The 21454-nt window shown below is 40.7% G+C and carries 20 protein-coding genes; 13 read left to right on the top strand and 7 right to left on the bottom strand.

Annotation, left to right across the window (positions count from 1 at the left end):
- Positions 1-12 precede the first annotated feature (12 nt).
- From BDE27_RS06575 to BDE27_RS06560, 4 genes are all read left to right on the top strand, one after another.
- Entirely contained in the window at positions 13-1710 is a 1698-nt protein-coding gene (locus tag BDE27_RS06575; protein ID WP_099132426.1) for an ABC transporter ATP-binding protein, read from the top strand.
- A 229-nt stretch (positions 1711-1939) separates the two neighbouring features.
- Positions 1940-2686 (top strand): bifunctional NADP-dependent 3-hydroxy acid dehydrogenase/3-hydroxypropionate dehydrogenase YdfG, encoded by a 747-nt coding sequence (gene ydfG, locus BDE27_RS06570; RefSeq protein ID WP_099132425.1) that lies wholly within the window; start codon positions 1940-1942, stop codon positions 2684-2686.
- Positions 2687-2756: 70 nt separating this feature from the next.
- A complete protein-coding gene (locus tag BDE27_RS06565) occupies positions 2757-3113 on the top strand; it encodes a DUF1283 family protein (RefSeq protein WP_099132424.1) in 357 nt (118 codons plus the stop codon).
- Between the two features lie 30 nt (positions 3114-3143).
- Positions 3144-3428 (top strand): DUF1161 domain-containing protein, encoded by a 285-nt coding sequence (locus tag BDE27_RS06560; RefSeq protein ID WP_339352545.1) that lies wholly within the window; start codon positions 3144-3146, stop codon positions 3426-3428.
- 57 nt (positions 3429-3485) lie between these two features.
- On the opposite strand, the gene bioD is transcribed toward BDE27_RS06560, so the two are convergent.
- From bioD to BDE27_RS06545, 3 genes are all read right to left on the bottom strand, one after another.
- Complete coding sequence (bioD, locus tag BDE27_RS06555; RefSeq protein WP_099132423.1) at positions 3486-4154, bottom strand: dethiobiotin synthase; 669 nt, start codon at positions 4152-4154, stop codon at positions 3486-3488.
- A gap of 128 nt (positions 4155-4282) precedes the next feature.
- Positions 4283-5482, bottom strand: a complete 1200-nt coding sequence (gene mlc, locus BDE27_RS06550; protein WP_099132422.1) for a sugar metabolism global transcriptional regulator Mlc — start codon at positions 5480-5482, stop codon at positions 4283-4285.
- 142 nt (positions 5483-5624) lie between these two features.
- Positions 5625-6545, bottom strand: coding sequence for a LysR family transcriptional regulator (locus BDE27_RS06545; protein ID WP_099132421.1), 921 nt, complete (start codon positions 6543-6545; stop codon positions 5625-5627).
- A 132-nt stretch (positions 6546-6677) separates the two neighbouring features.
- Between BDE27_RS06545 and BDE27_RS06540 the strand changes: the two genes are divergently transcribed.
- Positions 6678-7952 (top strand): MFS transporter, encoded by a 1275-nt coding sequence (locus BDE27_RS06540; RefSeq protein ID WP_099132420.1) that lies wholly within the window; start codon positions 6678-6680, stop codon positions 7950-7952.
- Positions 7953-8066: 114 nt separating this feature from the next.
- Here the strand turns inward: BDE27_RS06540 and BDE27_RS06535 are convergent, their stop codons facing one another.
- Positions 8067-8699, bottom strand: a complete 633-nt coding sequence (locus BDE27_RS06535) for a helix-turn-helix domain-containing protein (protein ID WP_099132419.1) — start codon at positions 8697-8699, stop codon at positions 8067-8069.
- Between the two features lie 200 nt (positions 8700-8899).
- Here BDE27_RS06535 and tus point away from each other — a divergent pair, with 200 nt between their 5' ends.
- Positions 8900-9826: a DNA replication terminus site-binding protein gene (gene tus, locus BDE27_RS06530; RefSeq protein ID WP_099132418.1), complete on the top strand. Its 927-nt coding sequence runs from the start codon at positions 8900-8902 to the stop codon at positions 9824-9826.
- 61 nt (positions 9827-9887) lie between these two features.
- Here the strand turns inward: tus and fumC are convergent, their stop codons facing one another.
- Positions 9888-11282, bottom strand: a complete 1395-nt coding sequence (gene fumC / locus BDE27_RS06525; RefSeq protein WP_099132417.1) for a class II fumarate hydratase — start codon at positions 11280-11282, stop codon at positions 9888-9890.
- Positions 11283-11455: 173 nt separating this feature from the next.
- Here fumC and manA point away from each other — a divergent pair, with 173 nt between their 5' ends.
- The 3 genes from manA to add all read left to right on the top strand — a co-directional run bounded on the left by manA (position 11456) and on the right by add (position 15296).
- A complete protein-coding gene (manA, locus tag BDE27_RS06520; RefSeq protein WP_099132416.1) occupies positions 11456-12628 on the top strand; it encodes a mannose-6-phosphate isomerase in 1173 nt (390 codons plus the stop codon).
- 126 nt (positions 12629-12754) lie between these two features.
- Entirely contained in the window at positions 12755-14218 is a 1464-nt protein-coding gene (locus BDE27_RS06515) for a YdgA family protein (protein ID WP_099132415.1), read from the top strand.
- Between the two features lie 76 nt (positions 14219-14294).
- Positions 14295-15296 (top strand): adenosine deaminase, encoded by a 1002-nt coding sequence (add, locus tag BDE27_RS06510; protein WP_099132443.1) that lies wholly within the window; start codon positions 14295-14297, stop codon positions 15294-15296.
- A gap of 39 nt (positions 15297-15335) precedes the next feature.
- Here the strand turns inward: add and BDE27_RS06505 are convergent, their stop codons facing one another.
- Together BDE27_RS06505 and BDE27_RS06500 are read right to left on the bottom strand one after the other, a co-directional pair.
- Complete coding sequence (locus tag BDE27_RS06505) at positions 15336-16325, bottom strand: bile acid:sodium symporter family protein (protein WP_099132414.1); 990 nt, start codon at positions 16323-16325, stop codon at positions 15336-15338.
- A 28-nt stretch (positions 16326-16353) separates the two neighbouring features.
- Complete coding sequence (locus tag BDE27_RS06500) at positions 16354-17394, bottom strand: oxidoreductase (protein ID WP_099132413.1); 1041 nt, start codon at positions 17392-17394, stop codon at positions 16354-16356.
- Positions 17395-17561: 167 nt separating this feature from the next.
- On the opposite strand from BDE27_RS06500, the gene BDE27_RS06495 reads away from it, so the two are divergent.
- The 4 genes from BDE27_RS06495 (at position 17562) to rsxC (ending at position 21452) form a co-directional block, all read left to right on the top strand.
- Positions 17562-18002: a DUF2569 domain-containing protein gene (locus BDE27_RS06495; protein WP_099132412.1), complete on the top strand. Its 441-nt coding sequence runs from the start codon at positions 17562-17564 to the stop codon at positions 18000-18002.
- 117 nt (positions 18003-18119) lie between these two features.
- On the top strand, positions 18120-18701 hold the full coding sequence (gene rsxA / locus BDE27_RS06490) for an electron transport complex subunit RsxA (RefSeq protein WP_099132411.1): 582 nt from the start codon (positions 18120-18122) through the stop codon (positions 18699-18701).
- Positions 18701-19324: an electron transport complex subunit RsxB gene (gene rsxB / locus BDE27_RS06485; protein ID WP_099132410.1), complete on the top strand. Its 624-nt coding sequence runs from the start codon at positions 18701-18703 to the stop codon at positions 19322-19324. The genes rsxA and rsxB overlap by 1 nt, the downstream gene beginning before the upstream one ends.
- Positions 19317-21452, top strand: a complete 2136-nt coding sequence (gene rsxC / locus BDE27_RS06480) for an electron transport complex subunit RsxC (protein ID WP_099132409.1) — start codon at positions 19317-19319, stop codon at positions 21450-21452. The genes rsxB and rsxC overlap by 8 nt, the downstream gene beginning before the upstream one ends.
- The last annotated feature ends 2 nt before the right edge of the window (positions 21453-21454 follow it).

Genomic DNA, 21454 nt, shown 5'->3' with positions numbered 1-21454 from the left:
AGTGATCAGTATATGAAATATATTATATTCCTTTATTCTTTTATACGTAAACAAAAAACAGCATTGGTACTGGCTATTGTTTTTACAGTAGTGGCTGCTTTAGCGGAGGTTTTATTTCCATTTCTGGTTCAGGAATTAGTCAATACTTTATTGAAGGATAAGCTAATTCTTTCTTTCTCATTTAATGAATTAATTGCTTCTCTAATCGCAGTATCATTATTGATTGTCATCAGCCACGCTATTATCATTTGGATGCAAACAATTAATGCATCAGAACTGAGTTATAATATGAGGAAATCGCTAGTCGATTCTTTCCTCTCTTTTCCCTATCATATCACCAGAAAATTTCATTCAGCGAATCTGGCATTTAGAATAAAAAATGATACTTATCTTGTGTCAGATAGAGTTAGAGATTTATATAGCGAATTTCTCTATGATACGTTATCAATCATCGGCCCATTTATTGCCATGGCCCTGATTGATATTAAATTGGCTATTTTGGCATTTATGATGGTTTGTCTGACTACTCTAATCAGCAAGCCAATCACTAACCGAGTGGCTGTTTATGAAAGAATTCTGCAAATTTATAACTCACGATTAACTGGCGTCATCCAAGAATCTCTTTCTTGGATCAAATCTGTCAAGATTTTCAATTCTGAAGAGTCGGAGAAAAAGAGAATTAATGATGCTAATACTAAAGTGAAAAATGTTGAGAAGATCACCGGGCTGTTTATGTCTCTATCTATTCCTCTTGGCTTTTTTGCACAGTTAGCATCGACAATTGCCGTACTTTGGTATGGTGGTTTGCTATTGATGGATGGAACGATCAACCCTGGTAACTTTGTTGCTGCATTTACCTATGAACAATTAATGTCTGATTCCATTAAGAGATACAGCAATCATTTAAATAAATTTGCTTCACTCAAATCGTTGTTGGACAGGGTGTTAGAATTGTTGGGAGCTTATCAGCCAAACAATCGCAAACAGAGCCAACCAGTGGAGAATTATAATGCTAATGCTATTGATATCAACGTCAAGAAATTCTCCTATAACGACAGAGAGACTTTGTTCAAAGATATGAATATCTCTATACAAAAAGGAGAACGAGTTCTTATCGTCGGTGATAACGGTCAAGGTAAAAGTACAATATTTGATATCGTGACTGGTTTGACACCATTAAGCGAAGGCTATGTTTCAATTTTTGGTGAAGTTCTCGATAATCCCGATTCTCAGCGTTGGTTACAAAAATTTGGTGTGATGTCACAACAGACTCAGATTATAAAAGGCACGTTATACGATAATCTGCACATTGCCAATACAGAATCAACCAAGGAAGAGATGATTTCAGCGTTGATTAAAGCCGGTGGTAATGAACTGTTGGGCAAATTGAAGGATGGCTTGGATTCATATATTGACGAAAAAGGTTCTTCTTTGTCGGGCGGTGAAAGGCAGGTGATTGGGTTAGCGCGTTTGTATCTTAAGACGCCAGAAATATTGCTATTTGATGAACCGACTACCTATTTGGACAATAGTAAAATAAATAGCTTTGCTGAATCATTGAACAATATCGTTCGTGGTAAAACTGTGCTCATGATAAGCCATGATCCGCGTGTATTTAGACTGGCTGAGCGAGTAATCCGAATCGACAAAGGGAAAATTGCATTTGATGGCTCTCTACAGGAATATATGGGACAGGCAAGAGCAAACTAATTACTGACCTTTCCAGGCCCGCATTTAGCGGGCCATTATGTTTATCTTAAGATATTCATTCAAAGTAAATTCCCCGATTTCAATTCTAAAACTTTCAAATCACAGCTAAATAATTATTTAAAAAACAATCAATTGGCAATAAAGCCATAATTTCACCTTGACTAATGAGAAACAACTTTTTCTACTAATATGGACATTACGATAATAAATTGCAGATAAGAGGATAGTTATGATTGTTTTTGTGACAGGAGCAACTTCTGGTTTCGGTGAGGCAATTGCAAGAAAATTTATCAAACATGGCTCCATCGTCATTGCAGCAGGACGCCGTAAGGATAGATTAGATCAATTGAAAAATGAATTGGGTGAGAACTTCCACCCCATCCAACTTGATGTGAGAAATCGCACTGCAATCGAGCAGACAGTTCAACAACTACCAGATGGCCTACGTAATGTAGATGTTCTTGTGAATAATGCAGGGCTTGCGTTAGGGTTAGAACCCGCTCACCAAGCTAACCCTGATGACTGGGAAACAATGATTGATACTAATACGAAAGGATTAGTGAATATGACGCGGGCTTTGTTGCCTAATATGGTACAAACCAATCATGGACACATTATTAATATTGGTTCCACCGCAGCAAATTGGCCTTATGCTGGCGGTAACGTATATGGTGCTACTAAAGCCTTTGTCAAACAATTTAGTTTAGGGTTGAGAGCTGACTTACATGGAAAGAATATCCGAGTCACCGATATTGAACCTGGTCTGGTTGAAGGAACTGAATTTTCTCATGTTCGTTTTAAAGGCAATCAGGAAAAAGTTGATAAAACTTATGCAGGCGCTGATGCATTGATGGCGGAAGATATTGCAGAAGCGGTATTTTGGGTTGCTAACCTGCCTCCTCGCGTCAATATTAATACATTGGAAATGATGCCAGTTTGTCAGTCATTCGCGGGTTTAACCGTATACAGGGACTAATAATTTTTTAGCAGTTTCGTTAAATGGCTTAGTCTTATAGTTTAAGTAACGTAGTAAAAGAGGTTCAAAAATGAACGTTCGTTCTTTGATTGTTAAAAGTGTTTCTGCTATTGCTCTGGTATTCTCTTTCTTTTGGCAGACGTCCGCATTCTCTACGCCATGTGCATCAGAAAGTACGTGTGTAACCATCAATGGCGGAGAAACTTCCTTAAGCAAAGAAATGGCTCGTCAAAGCAAAGAAGAATGGAATGAACAGAGAAGATTGCGCCATAAAGCGGACAAACGTAAAGAAAAAGAGTTTGATAAGTATGAAGTTGAAGCTGATAATCGTGAAGCCTGTTTAAAAAGTGTCGATATTAATGCTTATTGGGAACCGAGCACAAAACGTTGTCTGGATATCAATACAGGTCGCCCGATTAAACCTTAATAAAATCAACACCGACATCAAGATAAGGAGATGATGGTGAAAAAGATCCTACTGACCGGAGCGTTGTTTTTTGCGCTTTCTTCCTTTACAGTGCAAGCTTCACAAAAGATAACATGTGAAAACTTGAAAGAAGAGATTGCGCAGAAAATCATTAAAAATGGTGTTTCAACAACGGATTTTAGACTTGACTTAGTTCCTAGTGATCAAGTTACTGAAAACAATACGACAAATGGAAAAGTTGTTGGTCATTGTGATTACGGCAAACAAAAAATAGTCTATGTCCGTCTTTCTCATGATAAGAAAGGTCAAGAGTAATATTCTTTCTGACTTTTGGAAAAGGGAGCGTAATCTGCTCCCTTTTTATTTCTCTTTTTAATCATCACATGCCAATATCGCAGAAACATCCAGATAGCAAGATAAGTCGCGTTCTTCTGGCCTTAAAAGATAAGGTATTTCTCCTAACTGTGGAGCTGGTATGTGACGCCGTAACCTTTCCAATACCTTGGCGTAGTGTGCTAGTCCTGGATTGATGCGATTAGCAATCCAGCCAATCAGAGGTATACCATCATTCACGATGGATTGCGCCGTGAGAATAGCATGGTTAACACAACCTGCCTGAATGCCAACTACCAAAATGACGGGAAGTTTTTCTTGCACTACCCAATCAGAATAAAACGTTTCATCTTCCAGCAATACACGCCAACCACCGTTACCTTCAATGATGACACGATCTGCTTTACAGCCTAAATTTCTTAGACCTTTTGTCATTTGAGTAAAATCAGCACGATTTTCTTCTTCATAATTGTTTTCCCAAACAACAGGATTGATTTCTTCATAATCCACTTGTACCGGTGAAGATTTATGTATGACTAAAGCATCACGATTACGTATTCCCTCCGGAGTTTCATGTTTTTCTGTCGCAATAGGTTTATATCCTACTGCGGTTGCTCCTTCACGATTAAAGACTTGCAATAATGCGCGGGTAACAACCGTTTTACCAATGTTGGTATCCGTGCCTGTAACAAATAAGCGCGTTAACATAAATTCATTTTTCCGTAATAACAGAATAGATTGACCGGTTACTTACTCTCTTTAACGAGCAAGATTAGAGTGTAGGGGATGTGTTTAAGATAGGGGTTGCGTTAGCGCAATGTTTTGCGTGATGGGTGTTATCCTTGCATGAGCTCGAGCAGTAATTCACCGTTATACAATGCTTGTTTAATTAAGGCTGCCGCAGGTAATGTGCCTGTATTGTCAAATTGGGTAGCCACAATATCAACTTGTTGGCTATAGCCGGGAAGTGAACGCTGTACTATCTGTTGTTGAATGGCAGGATAGAGAATATGTTTAACGCTGTTCAGCGGCGAACCAATTAAGATCCTTTCGGGGTTAAAGATATTGACCATAATCGCCATGATGCGCCCGATTCGTTCTCCAGCATCACAAATAATTTCTGTTACCCGTGGATCACCATCTATAGCTGCCTGACAAAGTGAATCAATTGTCAAGGCGTCAGATTGCTTTTCCGTCTGGGAGTGAAATTTATACAAAATTTTTTTGATACCCACCACTGTTTCAAGACAGCCGATATTACCACAGTAACAATGTTCGCCATTGGGTTCGATTTGAATGTGCCCAATTTCTACGACACTATGATTTCCTGCATGGAGCATTTGCCCCGCTGTCATAATTCCAGCGCCAACATTGTCATCTATAACAATCTGAATAAGATTCTGATAGTTTTTCCCTGCCCCATATAAAGATTCTGCGATTGTCCATGCGGCTATACCATGTTGCAGAAAAATGGGCAGTCCTGTGCGTTGGTGTAAAAACTTTCCCAGAGGAAGATCGTGGATATCGTAATATGGTGAACTATGGATAACTCCATTAACCGGATCTACTATCGCATTGATAGTAATACTGATTGCTGTTAACCGTTCCAGGGCAGATTGATGACACAAAAAGAAGTTATCAATTTCATTAACAATACAATCTAAGAAAGAGTAATTCAGAGACACAGAGAATGCTGATTGCTTTTCAACGACGAGATTACCGCTCAAGTCACGAAGCCCAATGACAATACGCCCTTCGTCAATGCGAATACATAAAAATTGCCACCCTTTACTATCTACTTTCAACCCAACAGCAGGACGTCCTCTAAAACCGAGGTCAGGAAATTCAGTTTCTTTCACTAAATGTGCATCAATGAGTTCCCGTGTGATTTTAGTAATACTGGCTGGTGCCAATTGAGCTTTTTTGGAAAGAGCGATACGCGAGATAGGCCCATATTGATCAATTAACCGATAAACCAACCCAATGTTGGTCTGTCTGATTTGGTCAATATGACTTGGTTGAACATCAACACTCACCTCGCCTCCTGCATTTAATTCACGCTGCTAAAAAATTAATAATGACGATTATGTCTCTGTTTAAATGAGAAGATATCCGTTTAAGGTAGAAATGTGATCTTTCACACGAACTTATCTTGATTATTACTTTTGATGAACAATTTTAGCTATTAGCTTCATCCACAATGTTTGAAATCAGGAGCTGAGTTAACCGATCTGCCGCAGCGCTGTTATTGTAATTTTTATGTTTAACCAGCCAAACTTCGGAGTAAGCAGGATTATTTGCTAAAGGCAGATATTGAACTCCATCCAGTTTCATTCGGGTAAACGATTCTGTAATAATGCTTACTCCTAATCCCGCAGCAACTAATCCTAATATTGTCATGGCTTCCCCTGCTTCCTGAGAAATCGTCGGAACCACTCCTACATTAGCCAATAAGGAAATAATTTCATCATACAGTGCTGTCCCTACATCACGTTCAAAAAACACCAGTGGGTAATCAGATAGTATTTCCAAATCCACACCTTCATTAGCGTATTTCAACAAAGGATGATCATCATATACGGCCAACATAAAACGCTCGCGGAAAAGTAACTGATGTTCCAGATTATCGGGCAATGACGTATTGCGCATAATCCCTATATCAATTCTGCCTGTCTGCAAAGGCGCTATTTGCTGTTTAGTATTCATTTGATGCATATGGATGGCGACATCAGGATAACGTTCTCGGAATTGACGTAAACTCAGTGTTACTTTTTGCATAAAAGGTGTGATGGATGTAAAGCCAATAGATATCTCCCCTAACTCCCCTTGCTGCATTCTGGCAGCTTTGGTTGCTGCAGCATCAACTTGGGAAATGATTTGATATGCTTCCTGAAGAAACATATGTCCGGCAGGTGTTAAATTAACATTTCTGTTATTACGCACCAGTAACTGGGCATTTATATTTGCTTCCAGCGCTTGGATCTGCTGGCTTAATGGTGGTTGTGAGATATTCAATCGTTCTGCTGCTCGTCCAAAATGTAGCTCTTCTGCCACAGCAATGAAGTAACGCAAGTGTCTGAGTTCAATATTAGTAGTCATTATTTATCACCCCATTGATATTTTAAAAATATCATTTTTAATGATTAATATATTAGACAAAATATTCATGAATTCCTATCCTTGATCTACATCAAGTAATTAACGTTTGTTTTACCTAGATAAGGAAGTAGCGTGAATACAATCCAAAGCGTCAGTGAAAAATCAGCAGTCTCTGGCGTTGAAAGAGATGTTGAAAACACGATTAATCAAGGATACAAAAGTAAACAGCCTTATATTCAACGTGAAGATGCTGTATACCTGCGAGTCACTCTCTCGTTCTTTGCCGTAGGGCTGGCAACATTTGCATTACTCTATTTTGTTCAACCCATTTTGCCAATTTTGTCAGATGAATTTGACATCTCGCCGGCCAATAGTAGTTTGGCTTTATCCCTTTCCACCGGAATGTTATCCCTCGGTCTATTAATAACAGGTCCTTTATCCGATGCACTTGGCCGTAAACATGTGATGGTAGTATCACTTATTGCCGCCGCTATTTTTACTCTCCTAAGCTCTGTTGTAACAAGTTGGCACGGGATTTTGTTTATGCGCGCGCTAGTGGGTTTATCATTAAGTGGTGTTGCTGCTGTTGCGATGACTTATTTAAGTGAAGAGATCCATCCCAGTTATGTAGCCTTATCTATCGGCCTCTATATCAGTGGTAATTCAATAGGGGGAATGAGCGGACGTTTGATTACTGGTGTGATCGCTGATCACTATTCATGGCGGATTGCCGTTATCTTACTTGGTACATTTGCTTTAATCTCCGCCATTGCGTTTTGGAAGATGTTACCGGAATCCAGGCACTTTAAATCCAGCTCATTAAAACCTAAATCATTACTTATCAATTTGAAGTTACACCTCCGTGATCAAGGTCTTCCCCTGCTATTTGCCGAAGCTTTTTTACTTATGGGAAGTTTTGTCACTATGTTTAACTACATTGGTTATCGATTATTAGAAGCACCTTATCATTTAAGCCAAACTATTGTTGGTTTGCTATCTGTCGTCTACTTAACAGGAACTTACAGCGCAACTAAAGCTGGTGGATTAATAAGCAGGCATGGGAGAGGAAAAGTATTGTTATCCGCTATCAGTATGATGCTAATTGGTTGCTTAATCACCCTATTTCCCCCTATCTGGGCAGTAATACTGGGAGTGATGATATTGACAACAGGCTTCTTTGCTGCTCATGCAGTTGCTAGTGGATGGTTAGGACAGAGAGCCAAGCGCGCCAAAGCGCAAGCTTCATCACTTTATTTATTCTGTTATTACTCTGGTTCCAGTATTGCAGGAACGTTAGGTGGAGTATTCTGGTTCTATTTTGGATGGAACGGCGTTGCTGCTTTTATTTCATTATTAATGATAATTGCTATTTATTTAGGCTTAAGACTCAATAAATTACCAAAATAATAAAATATAGCTGCCGGCATAAATTTAATTTAAATTATAAATGTCGGCTTTTTTAAGCAATACATTTAAAATAATCTGAATTATTCATTGTTTATCTGATACTTGAAATATTTTTTAATAATAAGATTCAATCGGTAGCACTAAAACTTTTGTCAAATATCCATCAATAATTTCAATGCATCCTTCTTTTTTTAGAGAGAGTAAAACTCGTTGTATACAACTGCGTGAAAGTGTGCATCTTTGTTCTATATATTTAATTGCCGTAATATTTTCTCTGAATTCTGTCGGTAAGGTCATCAGGCGAGATAACAAACTACACACGACTTCCCTATTGCAATGACGGAAGAGGCTAATATCTCTGGCATATAAGAAAGATATTTTATAGGAAATTATTCTCATCCACTCTCTATAGAGGTCATACTTCTTTATGGCATTCAATGCATTAACCCGAGGAATTTGATAAAGTTTACAGCTTTCCCCTAGCTCAATGGAATAATAGGTTTCTGCTCCAGAATAGAAAGATAAACCGATAATGTAGGGTGAAAAAAGTGTAGCAATAATTAAATTGTCGTTTATTCTGCGCATATTGATATATCCTTGCTCTAATAAAAAAAACTTAGCAAATTCACTTTCTATTTTAATCACTTTTCCTTGTGTTGATAAATCAGCTGTGATCAATTCGGAGTATGGTAACAATGCATCGACCACTTTCTTAAAGGAATTTATTGGCTTAACTAATTTTTTCATATTTAACGACCTTGGTGTATTTTCAATTAATGTGTTATTGGTTTTTTAGCACAATGCTAAATTATTTCGCAATAGGTGTTTTCTTTTTTAATTAACTTTGGGAGTGGTAGGTTGTGGATTTTTTTGTGGGTTGATTTTATACTAAAAGTATGTTGTAACTAAATAAAGCACCGTATGATCGTCGATGGTTGAGAACAATCATGAATAAGTATTTTTCAATAGAATCACTTACAACTTGCTTTAAAAAACAAGAAGAAAAGCTATCTGAACTGGTTGAGTTGTTAATGAGTTATAAGCTTATTGATGCACGGGTATTTGAATTACCAAAAATTGAAAAAGGTGAAGAACATGAACAAATAACCGAAATTATGGTCAATCAGCTACAGGGAAATGAAGCGCTCAATGTAGGTTTACACTTCTATCAGAAGCTATTCATACACCATAATAACCCTAATGTCAGCAGTAAAGCTGCGATCCGCCTGCCTGGCGCCTTGTGTTTTGCTGTTAACCACCAGCAATATAAAGAAGCAATGGAAGTCATTAATGAAGTAAACCAATTAAAAATAGAGTTAGAAAATATCGTTACCAAAGAATCAGGTATCAGCAAAGAACAACGATTTGAATTTGTTCATGATCATTTGCGCGGCCTTATTACCCTGAATGCCTATCGCACTATCACTCCTCTATTAAATCCTGATTCCATTAACTTTGGGTGGGCTAATAAGAACATCATTAATAAAGTCACCAAGCAACAAATTTTGGAAAAGCTGGAGAAAAGCTACAATGCGGGCAGAGCAGTCCCCCCCTACTCCAGTGATCAATGGGCAGCGTTGGTGGCATTGGAGATTACAGATATTAAAAAATTACCTGATGATGTGGTATTGAAAATCAAACGACCAGTAAAAGTACAACCTATTACTCGTGTATGGTATTCAGAAATACAAAAGCAAGTCCAATATGCTTGTCCGATTCCTGTGATTGTTTTCTACACAGAAGATAGTGAAATCAAACCTAAACTCGGCACTTTGTCCAACTACAATGCCAACGCAATTAAACATAAGTATAAGCCCAAATCGAAGCCACTTGAGTTGGTCATTTCCCGCTTACATCTCTACAAAGAAATCTGAGAAATAAAAAACCGGAGTAAATGCTCTCCGGTTTTTTTCATTTTTGCTTATATAGCAAGCATTACTTCATGCTGCCAACCATATCTTCTGGGCGAACCCACGCATCAAATTCAGCTTCAGTTAAATACCCTAACTGGAGTGCTGACTGCTTCAGCGTCAGGCCTTCTTTATGTGCTTTTTTAGCAATTTCAGCAGCCTTATCGTAACCAATATGAGTATTTAATGCCGTTACCAGCATCAGTGATTCATTCAGCAATTGGGTGATGCGATCACGATTAGGTTCAATACCAATAGCACAATGCTCATTGAAACTACGCATACCATCCGCCAGCAAACGAACGGATTGCAGGAAGTTATGGATAACCATTGGGCGGAATACGTTCAGTTCAAAGTTACCAGACGAACCACCAATGTTGATTGCCACATCGTTACCCATCACTTGGGCACATAACATGGTCATAGCTTCACACTGAGTTGGATTCACTTTGCCTGGCATGATGGAGCTGCCGGGCTCATTTTCAGGAATGGAAATCTCACCAATACCACAACGAGGGCCAGAAGCCAACCAACGAACATCGTTAGCAATCTTCATCAATGATGCAGCCAAACCTTTCAATGCACCGTGTGAGTGAACCAGCGCGTCACAAGTTGCCAGGGCTTCAAATTTATTTGGCGAAGTGACAAAAGGATGACCAGATAATTCAGCAATTTTCTGCGCAACACGGACGGCATACTCAGGATGGGTATTCAGACCAGTTCCTACTGCAGTCCCCCCCAGAGCCAGTTCACACACATGAGGAATACTCTCTTCAATATGTTTCAAGTTATGCGTCAACATGGCTGCCCAGCCGGAAATTTCCTGGCCTAAGGTCAATGGAGTGGCATCTTGTAAGTGAGTACGGCCAATTTTTACGATGCCTTTAAATGCTTCCGCTTTATCTGCTAGGGTTTTTTGAAGTACTTTTAACTCTGGTAACAAATGTTCACGTAATGCAGTAACTGCTGCAACATGCATGGCCGTTGGGAAAACGTCATTAGAGCTTTGGCTCTTGTTAACATCATCATTAGGATGGATCAGACGTTCATTGCCCCTTTTACCACCAAGGATCTCACTACCACGGTTCGCCAACACTTCATTCATGTTCATGTTGCTTTGAGTTCCCGAACCGGTCTGCCAGATAGCAAGAGGGAATTCTGTTGGGTGTTTGCCTTCTAACACCTCTTTCGCCGCAGCGATAACTGCTTCGCCACGCTCTTTAGGTAGAAGGCCCAGATCCATATTAACGCAGGCCGCTGCTTGTTTAGTCAATGCAAGGGCATCAATCAATGCAACAGGCATTTTTTCCTGAGAAATGCGGAAATGCTCCAGTGAGCGCTGAGTTTGCGCCCCCCATAATTGGTCAGCAGGTACTTCGATAGGTCCCATTGAGTCTTTTTCAATGCGAGTGGCTGCCATTTACTATCTCCTTAGCACACAGAATAATTGAATACGCCGGAACAAACTTTGCAGATAAATTAGTCGGCATTTTCTTATCATGCCATAAATTTATTATCGATAATGCGACCTAACCGTGTTTATTGTATTGTTGTCACACAAATAAGTTACTTTTTATTATAGGAAATTCCGCCATGCTGAAAATGACCAACAAAATCCAACATTATGACTGGGGAAGTAAAACCGCTCTGACGGATATTTATGGTATCGAGAACTCTGATAATCAGCCAATGGCAGAACTATGGATGGGAGCACATCCAAAATGTAGTTCACTGGTAACAGATCCTCAAACAGGTGAAACTATCGCCTTGAATACTTTGATCAACAAAGAACCAGAGAAATACCTTGGGGAAAAAGTAGCCCAGCAATTCCAGCGCTTGCCTTTCTTGTTCAAAGTATTGTGTGCAGCTCAACCACTGTCTATTCAAGTGCATCCTGATAAAACATCAGCAGAAATAGGTTTTGCCAAAGAAAATGCACAAGGAATACCGTTAGACTCAGCACAACGCAACTACAAAGATGATAATCATAAACCTGAATTGGTCTATGCGCTGACTCCGTTCAAGGCCATGAATGCTTTTAGACCCTTATCTGAGATTGCGCAATTATTGGATTATGTTTCTGCCGCACATCCAGATATTCAAACATTCCTCCAACAACCGATTGAACAAAATCTGTCGTTTCTGTTTTCACAGTTATTGAATATGCAAAACGAACAAAAGCATTTGGCGATGGCTGTTTTAAAGTCAGCATTAAACTGTCATCAGGGCGAACCGTGGGATACCATCAAAAAAATGACCTCATTCTATCCTGATGATAATGGACTGTTTGCCCCACTCTTGCTCAATGTCGTTGAACTCGAACCCGGCCAAGCGATGTTTCTATATGCCCGCACTCCCCATGCCTATCTTGATGGCGTCGCCTTGGAGGTTATGGCCAATTCTGACAATGTGTTGCGTGCCGGTTTAACCAGCAAGCATATTGATGTCCCTGAATTAATGGCTAATCTGGATTTTATTTCAAAAGCTGCCGATACTTTGCTAACCGTGCCAAGACAGGAAAAAGATGTGCTGAATTACCCTGTTCCTGTTAATGATTTTTGTTTTTCTGTTTATTCTGTTTCAGAACAACCAATCTCATTGGAAAATGATTCAGCATCGGTTCTATTTTGTGTTGAAGGGCAAGCAGTGATCAGCACTGATAAACAGCAGTTGAAATTACTCTCAGGTGAATCAATCTTCTTGCCTGCTATTGAAAAAGCCGTAACTGTTTATGGTAAGGGGAGAATAGCCAGAGTATCTAATTAATTTTATTATACTCATATGGTTATGATTATTTTTATTGGTAGTTAATCATATTTTCAGTGAATTTTGACATAAATACAAAACGCATAATACGTCCATGTATACGCGTTAAAAGGATGGGATTTCCACATGAAAAAATCGTTAGTTGCAGTAAGTGTTGTTGTTGCTCTGGGCGCTGTATGGACAGCAGCATCATGGTATACAGGTAAGAAACTTGAAGATCGTTTAGATAGCTTTATAAAACAGGCGAACACTGAACTGGTAAAATCGTTTCCTCAAAGTGGCATAGAATGGCAAGCAAAAGATTTCAAACGAGGTATTTTCAGCTCCGATGTCCGTTTAATCCTAAACATCAAGAATGGTGTAAAAAATGCCGATATTCCGCCAAATGAAGAAATCATTTTCAAATCGACAATTGATCATGGGCCATTTCCCACTGCTAACCTAAAGAGATTCAACCTGATACCCCAAATGGCCTCTGTCCACGCAGAACTTGAAAAAAATGACGCATTGAAAAAACTATTTAATATCACAAATGAAAAATCACTGTTTAATTTAGATGCTAAGGTCAGTTATAGCCGCGCGCTCTCTGCTAACATTGAGCTGATCCCTATTAATCATACGGAAACGAATGAAAATGGTGACCAACGGGTTCTGTCATTTTCAGGCGCAAAAATCAGTGCCGACGTTAATCATGATCTAAGTGAATTTTCCTTCACAGTCAAAAGTGATGAACTGTCTTTTAGTGATCCTACCAAAAAAGAGACAATTTCACTTAAAGGTATTGATTTTAAAGGAGATAATAAAAAAGGTAAATTTGATATCTATACCGGAGATCAAAGCTACAGTATTGGCGAATTCAGCATGAATGGAATTCCTAATGAGCCAAATATCGCTCTTAAGGGAATGAAAGTGACATCCAATTTAGGTGAGGATAAAGACAATCTGAACATCAAAATCGTTTATAGCATTGATGGTGTAAAGATTAAGGATATAGAGTTTGGCTCTGGTAAGTTAGCTCTGGGTATGGAAAAACTCGATGGCCAGTCTGTACGTAAATTTACCCAAGCCTATAATGATACGGCAGAAACAGCCTTGACTACGGATAAAGTATCTTATGATACGACTTCCCTAGCGATCCTCAGTAACTTACATCTCCTTCTGAATAACAATCCACAATTCAGCATTTCTCCTTTTAGTTGGAAAAACAGCAAAGGTGAAAGTTCAGTAGATTTCAATCTTTCCTTACAAAATATTCCGGAAAATAAAAGTGCATGGCAACTTATGGAACCGGAAGAAATGGCTCGTACTCTGGTTCAGGAATTGTCCTTGCACATTAATGTACCGAAAGCCATGTTGATAGAATCTATTGCGCAGTCAGCGATGCTAGATGGTCAGGATAAAGCTGCCGCAGAAGCTCAAGCAGAACAACAAGTTAGGATAATAACTCAAGAAGGGATTAAATACAAAATCCTTACTGATAAAGACGGTATCATTGGCCTTAACTTCCTCTATGCTAATGATAAAGTCAAATTAAACGACAAAGAATCCAGCTTACATCAATTCCTGCTTGATAATGGCCTTGCAGAATAGTGCTTTCACTTTCTTGCCAGTCAACACGTTGACTGGCTTTTTTGTATATATAAAATTTGATAATAAGGATAAGAAAATGATTGACATACAGCTTCCACTGACCGATCTTCACCGTCACCTTGACGGTAATATCCGCCCTGAGACCATTTTGGATCTTGCTCGTCAACATAATATCCCACTCCCAGCTTATGAGCTGGAAGCATTACGTCCCTATGTCCAAATCATTGAAAATGAACCTAACCTTGTCAGCTTCCTGCAAAAATTGGACTGGGGTGTGACTGTACTTGCTGATTTAGAAGCTTGTCGCAGAGTCGCCGTTGAAAACGTTAAAGATGCGGTCAATGCGGGTCTTGACTACGCTGAACTGCGTTTCTCCCCTTATTACATGGCGATGAAGCACCAACTTGCCGTTGAAGGTGTCGTGGAAGCAGTAATCGATGGTATTCACTCAGCAAGCCAACAACATGATATTCAGATCCGTTTAATTGGTATCCTGAGTAGAACATTTGGGGAAAAAGCTTGCACCGAAGAACTCGCTGGACTTCTTGCCCATAAACAACATATCACCGCATTAGATCTGGCCGGTGATGAATTAGGATTCCCAGGCCATCTCTTTGAGCAACATTTTATCCGTGCGCGCGACGCGGGTTGGAATATTAGTGTACATGCCGGTGAAGCCGCAGGTGCGGAAAGCATCTGGCACGCTATTCGTGAATTGGGTGCAACGCGTATTGGTCACGGTGTCAAAGCAATCACTGATCCAGCCCTAATGGATTATTTAGCTGAGCATGGCATCGGTATTGAATCCTGCCTGACATCAAACCTGCAAACCAGCACAGTCAGTTCCTTACAAGCTCACCCACTGAAACAATTCCTTGAGCATGGGATTTTGGCATCAATCAATACAGATGATCCGGCAGTAGAAGGTATTGAAATTCGTCATGAGTATAACGTTGCTGCGCCAGCAGCGGGGCTGTCTCCAGCGCAGATCCGACAGGCGCAGATTAATGGATTGGCAACAGCATTCCTTAGTGAAGCGGAAAAACAAGCGCTGAAAGAAAAAGTCGCCAACCGCTAAGAAACATTATTTATTCTAAATTGTTCCAAGGGCAGAAAACTACTCTGCCTTTTTTGTTTTTAGGCGCTGCGCATAACGCTGAGCGAGGACAGCACAAACCATCAGTTGGATCTGGTGGAAAATCATCAGCGGTAACAGCATCACACCTACCATTGGCGCGGGAAATAATACATTGGCCATTGGCACGCCATTCGCCAGACTCTTCTTCGAACCACAAAACACAATCGTGATTTCGTCATCTTTACCAAAACCCAGCAAACGCGAGCTATATACATTAATTATTAATATAATGGCTAATAAAACACAGCAGACGATCCCAATCATGAAAAGTGAATAAGCATCGATTTTATGCCAGATACCTTCCACCACCGCCTCACTAAATGCAACATAAACCACCAGCAAGATAGAAGAACGATCCGTCATGTTGACCAATTTTTTATGTTTCTCCACCCAACGGGCAATCAGAGGACGTGATAAGTGTCCAACCATAAAAGGCACCATCAGCTGCAAGATAATATCTTTTATCGCCTTCCAGGTATCAGTTTGAGCACCTCCCTCATGAGTTTGGATCAAAAAACCAACCAATAATGGCGACAGGAATACGCCTAATAGGCTTGAAGCAGAAGCACTGCATATCGCCGCAGCAACATTTCCTCCTGCAACAGAAGTAAAAGCAATAGCCGATTGCACCGTGGCAGGTAAAGCACAAAGATAAAGAAAGCCCATATAAACTGTCGGTGACATCCATTCCGGCACGATGAAACTTAATCCCATACCCAGTATGGGAAACAAAATAAAAGTGCTAGTGAAAATCACCAAGTGCAACCGCCAGTGCCCTATTCCTGCCAAAATGGCATTACGGGATAACTTCGCGCCATGCATAAAAAATAACAACGCAATAGCGGCCGTTGTGAAGTACTGAAACCACTTTTTAGCTTCACCTTCACAAGGAAAAAATGATGCAATGATGACCACCGCAATCAATATAACTAAAAAAAGATCAATTCTTAATTTCTGCAACATGTTCATCAATATAAGCCCACCTGCCACCGTTTAATTAGTCAATTAAGATTGTGCGCTGTTCTTTTGCCGATTTTTCACCTGCTTCAATAAGCTTCATAATCAAAATAGCTTCGCTGGCCGTCACTGGGTTCGGTTTTCCAAACAAAATTGCATCACGAATAGCGGCATAATAAGCGCCATAATTGCCAGGTACTGTAGGAACAACTTTCGCAGCCAAATCATTACCTTGTGATAACGTTACATAACCATCCCGTGCATCATATCCCCAGTCAGCCCGTGGGGGCCTTTCCCCTGCCTTTAAACGCTCTTCCTGAGTATCCAACCCATACTTGGTATAACTGCCAGCCATACCATGCAATGTATAAATAGGTGATTCTGCCGCTGCGAGCATGGTTGCATGTAATACAACTTTCAAATCAGAATAGGTGAGCTGGGCATGAAAATAATCCGCCGTCTCTGCATTCGGACGCATCATGCCCAAATCTGTTGTGATGGCTTGTGGTTTGCCAAAAAGTTGAACGGCCTGATCCAGTAAATGGGGAGCTAAATCATACCAAATACCACTACCGGCTCCGGCAGCTTCACGCCAGCGCTGACGAACAGCAGGACGGTAACGATCAAAATGGGATTCATAATATTTCAGTGTTCCCAATTTATTTTCTTTAATAATTGATTTAACCGTCAGAAAACCAGAATCCCAGCGACGATTATGGAATACAGATAGCAATAAATTAGCTTCTTCCGCTTGCTTTTTCAGTGATTGGGCTTGTTCTACCGTAATGGTAAAAGGCTTATCAACGATGACATGTTTACCTGCCGTCAATGCCTGTTGTGCCAATGGATAGTGAGTATCATTCGGAGTTGGGATCACAATAAGGTCAATGTTGGGATCATGGAAGAGCTCCTCCGGTGAAGAAACAACTGATATTGTTGGCCAGTCTTTTTTAACTTTATCTGCATCACTGCTGGAAATAGCAACCAATTCAATATTGGATGTTCCTGCAATCAATGGAGCATGGAACGTTTTACTTGCATAGCCATAACCTACCAAACCAACTTTTAAAAAATCACTCATAACTGCCTCTAAGAAATGATCGTAATATCGTAAACGCGTAATCAGGCATCAGAAAGTATCACCACCTCTCACACGTTAGCAAATAATCCTGGTTCCAGTATTACTATCTTTTTCCTATAATCATTTTCCCAATATCAAAAACACTCATGATGGAGTGAAAACTTCTTATGTATCAGTCCAATGATTATTATCGTATTAATGGCTGGTTATTAGCGCCTGCCGCATATCTAATCATGACATTAATTGCTGCCAGTTTGATGTTACTGTTATATATAATGACGTTTATCCATAAAAATGAAGCTATTCATCAAATAGGTGGTGGTTTTACCGCGTTGTGGTATGCCTCAGTATTAACCACGACAATGATGTGGTGTTTTACTGTATGGGTACTGAAGCTACTTTTTATTCGTTCGAAACGATTCCCTCGTATTTTTATTATTTGGCTGATGGTTTCCGTGCTGATAGCGATAAAAACTTTCGCCTTTTCTCCTATTTCTGATGAAATGGCAATACGCTCCCTATTATGGCCATTACTGGCTGCTGCCGTTTTCATTCCTTATATTAAACGCTCCCATCGGGTGAAAATGACTTTCACACAAGATCGATAACATACCCCACAATTGATTGTTATCATTGCCCCGCTTCCCCACACTCAGGTGGGGAATTTCTACTCAAACTATGTAAGCAGTGTTCCATTTTCCAATATCTTATTTTCAGGTATAGCAATGACTGAATACCTTTTGTTATTTATTGGCACAGTCTTGGTCAATAACTTTGTTTTAGTAAAATTTTTGGGTCTATGCCCATTTATGGGAGTATCCAAAAAACTTGAAACCGCCATCGGTATGGGGCTGGCCACAACTTTTGTTCTTACCCTAGCTTCTATCTGCGCATGGCTGGTAAACACATTTATTCTTGTCCCGCTTGATTTGGCTTATTTGCGAACTCTGAGCTTCATTCTCGTTATTGCGGTTGTCGTTCAGTTTACGGAATTGGTCGTCCGCAAAACCAGCCCGACGCTTTATCGCTTGTTAGGTATTTTCTTGCCACTGATTACAACTAACTGTGCTGTACTTGGTGTTGCATTACTGAATGTCAATCAATCCCACGATTTTTTACAATCTGCTGTATATGGCTTCAGCGCTGCCGCGGGGTTTTCTCTCGTCATGGTGCTGTTTGCCGGCATTCGGGAACGCTTGGCCGTTGCCAACATTCCTGTCCCTTTTCGTGGTTCATCAATAGGGCTTATTACAGCAGGGTTAATGTCCCTCGCATTTATGGGATTTAGTGGTTTGGTGAAATTCTAATGATGTCATTATGGATTGCTATCGGCGTGTTAAGCATACTCGGATTAGCCTTTGGCTTAATCCTTGGTTTTGCAGCCCGTCGTTTTAAAGTAGAAGAAGATCCAATTGTTGAAAATATCGACAATTTATTGCCCCAGAGTCAATGTGGACAGTGTGGTTATCCCGGTTGTCGCCCCTATGCGGAAGCGGTTGCCAATAATGGCGAGATGATCAATAAATGCGCCCCCGGTGGAGAGCAAGTTATGATCAAAATCTCTGAATTGCTGGGTGTTGATCCACAACCGTTGGATGGCGACGATAGCGTTCAAAATCCAGCCAGAAAAGTTGCTTTCATTGATGAACAAAATTGCATAGGCTGCACAAAATGCATTCAGGCTTGCCCTGTAGATGCCATTATTGGTGCAAACCGTGCCATGCACACCGTTGTTGAAGATCTCTGCACAGGCTGTGACCTATGTGTCGCACCTTGCCCAACAGATTGCATTACGATGATTCCCGTTGCTACGACTACCTCAAATTGGAAATGGGATTTAACCACTATTCCAGTAAAAAATATTCCCGTAACACCAGACCCCACTTTGTTCTCTCTTGCTAAGCCTGTTGAGGTTAAAACCCATGTTTAATCTGCTCAACTTGCTTAACAAAAATAAAATCTGGGATTTTGATGGTGGTATCCATCCACCAGAAATGAAGCTGCAATCTAGCCGTACCCCATTACGCCATGCTCCATTGCCGAATGAATTAATCATCCCCCTACAGCAACATTTGGGACCAGAAGGAGAACTGCTGGTTAAAGTGGGCGATAATGTATTGAAAGGCCAGGCTTTAACGTTTGGAATAGGCAGAACAGTACCTGTTCATGCTTCCACATCCGGGACAATTATTGCAATTGAACCTTGCGTCACGGCACACCCATCCGGGCTGAAAGAATTGTGTGTCCGGTTGCGTCCTGATGGTAAAGATCAATGGGGAGAACGTAACCAAGTCGCTGATTATACGACACTGGATGCCAATGAAATATTGCAACGCATTCAACAAGCCGGTATTGCTGGCTTAGGTGGCGCTGGCTTCCCTACTGAAATAAAACTTAAAGGCGGACGACACAATCTCAGAACCCTGATCATCAATGCGGCTGAGTGTGAACCCTATATCACCGCTGATGACCGTTTAATGCAGGAACATGCGAAAGAAATTATTGCAGGTATCCATATTTTGATACATTTGCTTAATCCAAAGCAGGTGTTGATCGGTATTGAAGATAACAAACCCGAAGCAATTAATGCCTTAAACGCAGCACTTAATGGTGATAAATCCATCATCGTGCGCGTTATTCCAACAAAATATCCTTCTGGTGGTGCCAAACAACTGACCAAGATCCTGACCGGAAAAGAAGTACCTTCTGGCGGTCGTTCTTCTGACATCGGCGTTCTTATGCAAAACGTGGGGACAGTCGTGGCGATAAAACGAGCCATTATTGATGGCGAGCCGTTAATCGAACGTGTAGTTACGCTAACAGGTGAAGCTGTCACTTCTCCCGGTAATTTCTGGACTCGCCTCGGTACCCCCGTTCACTTCCTGTTACAACAAGCCGGATTTAATCCAGGATCAGAACAAATGGTCATTATGGGGGGGCCATTAATGGGATTCACTTTGCCTGATTTGAATGTCCCCATCGTCAAAATAAGTAACTGTATTCTTGCACCTTCGGTACAAGAGATGGAACCCAAAGTTATTGAAGAAGCCTGCATTCGCTGCGGCTTATGCGTTGAAGCATGCCCTGCCGGATTGTTGCCGCAACAACTGTACTGGTTCAGTCGAGGGCAAGAACATGAAAAAGCCAAAAATCATCATTTATTCGACTGTATTGAGTGTGGCGCTTGTGCTTATGTATGCCCAAGTAACATCCCTCTGGTTCAATACTACCGACAGGAAAAAGCTGAAATATGGGCGATAGAAGCAGAAGCACGCCGCTCTACCGAAGCTAAGGTGCGTTTTGAAGCCAAACAGGCACGTCTGGAACGGGAAAAATTGGCGCGTGAAGAACGCCATAAGAAAGCGGCTGTTCAAGTAAATAGCAGTGATAAAAGTGCCGTACAAGCCGCTCTTGCCCGTGCGAAGGAAAAACAGGGAAATACTGGCGAATCTATCATGGTGCAAGCAGGCCAATTACCTGACAATACGGCCGCAATTGCAGCACGTAAGGCCAGAAAAGAACAGTTGCGTGCTCGTCAGGCAGAAAAACAAATTACTACAAGCTTAAATATAGAAGAAAATACATCAAAATCGGTTGAAGATAATGATCCACGTAAAGCTGCCCTCGCCGCTGCAATAGCCAGGGCAAAAGCAAAAAAGGCAGCACAAAGTGGAGAAGTGACAACGTCACCAGAGGAACCTCAACAAAATAGCACAGATGATAAACAAGATCCACGTAAGGCAGCTGTTGCTGCGGCTATTGCTCGTGCCAAAGCTAAGAAAGCCGCGCAAAGCCAACCTGAGTCGATTCCACCACAGGCAGATTCCGCAGAACCAGAAAAGACTGATCCTCGTAAAGCGGCCGTTGCTGCGGCTATTGCTCGTGCCAAAGCTAAGAAAGCTGCACACAAACAACCTGAATCGCCTCTACCTCCGGCTGTTTCCGAAGAACTGGAAGAAACCGATCCACGCAAAGCGGCTGTTGCTGCAGCTATTGCTCGTGTCAAAGCCAAAAAAGCCGCTCAAGCTCAAGAAGAACAAATAATTACAACCGAATAGTG

Origin of the sequence: Xenorhabdus ehlersii (assembly GCF_003610465.1) — a bacterium.
Classification (GTDB): Bacteria; Pseudomonadota; Gammaproteobacteria; order Enterobacterales; family Enterobacteriaceae; genus Xenorhabdus; species Xenorhabdus ehlersii.
Note: the sequence above shows the minus strand (reverse complement) of the source record. Positions and strands in the feature narration are given on the sequence as shown.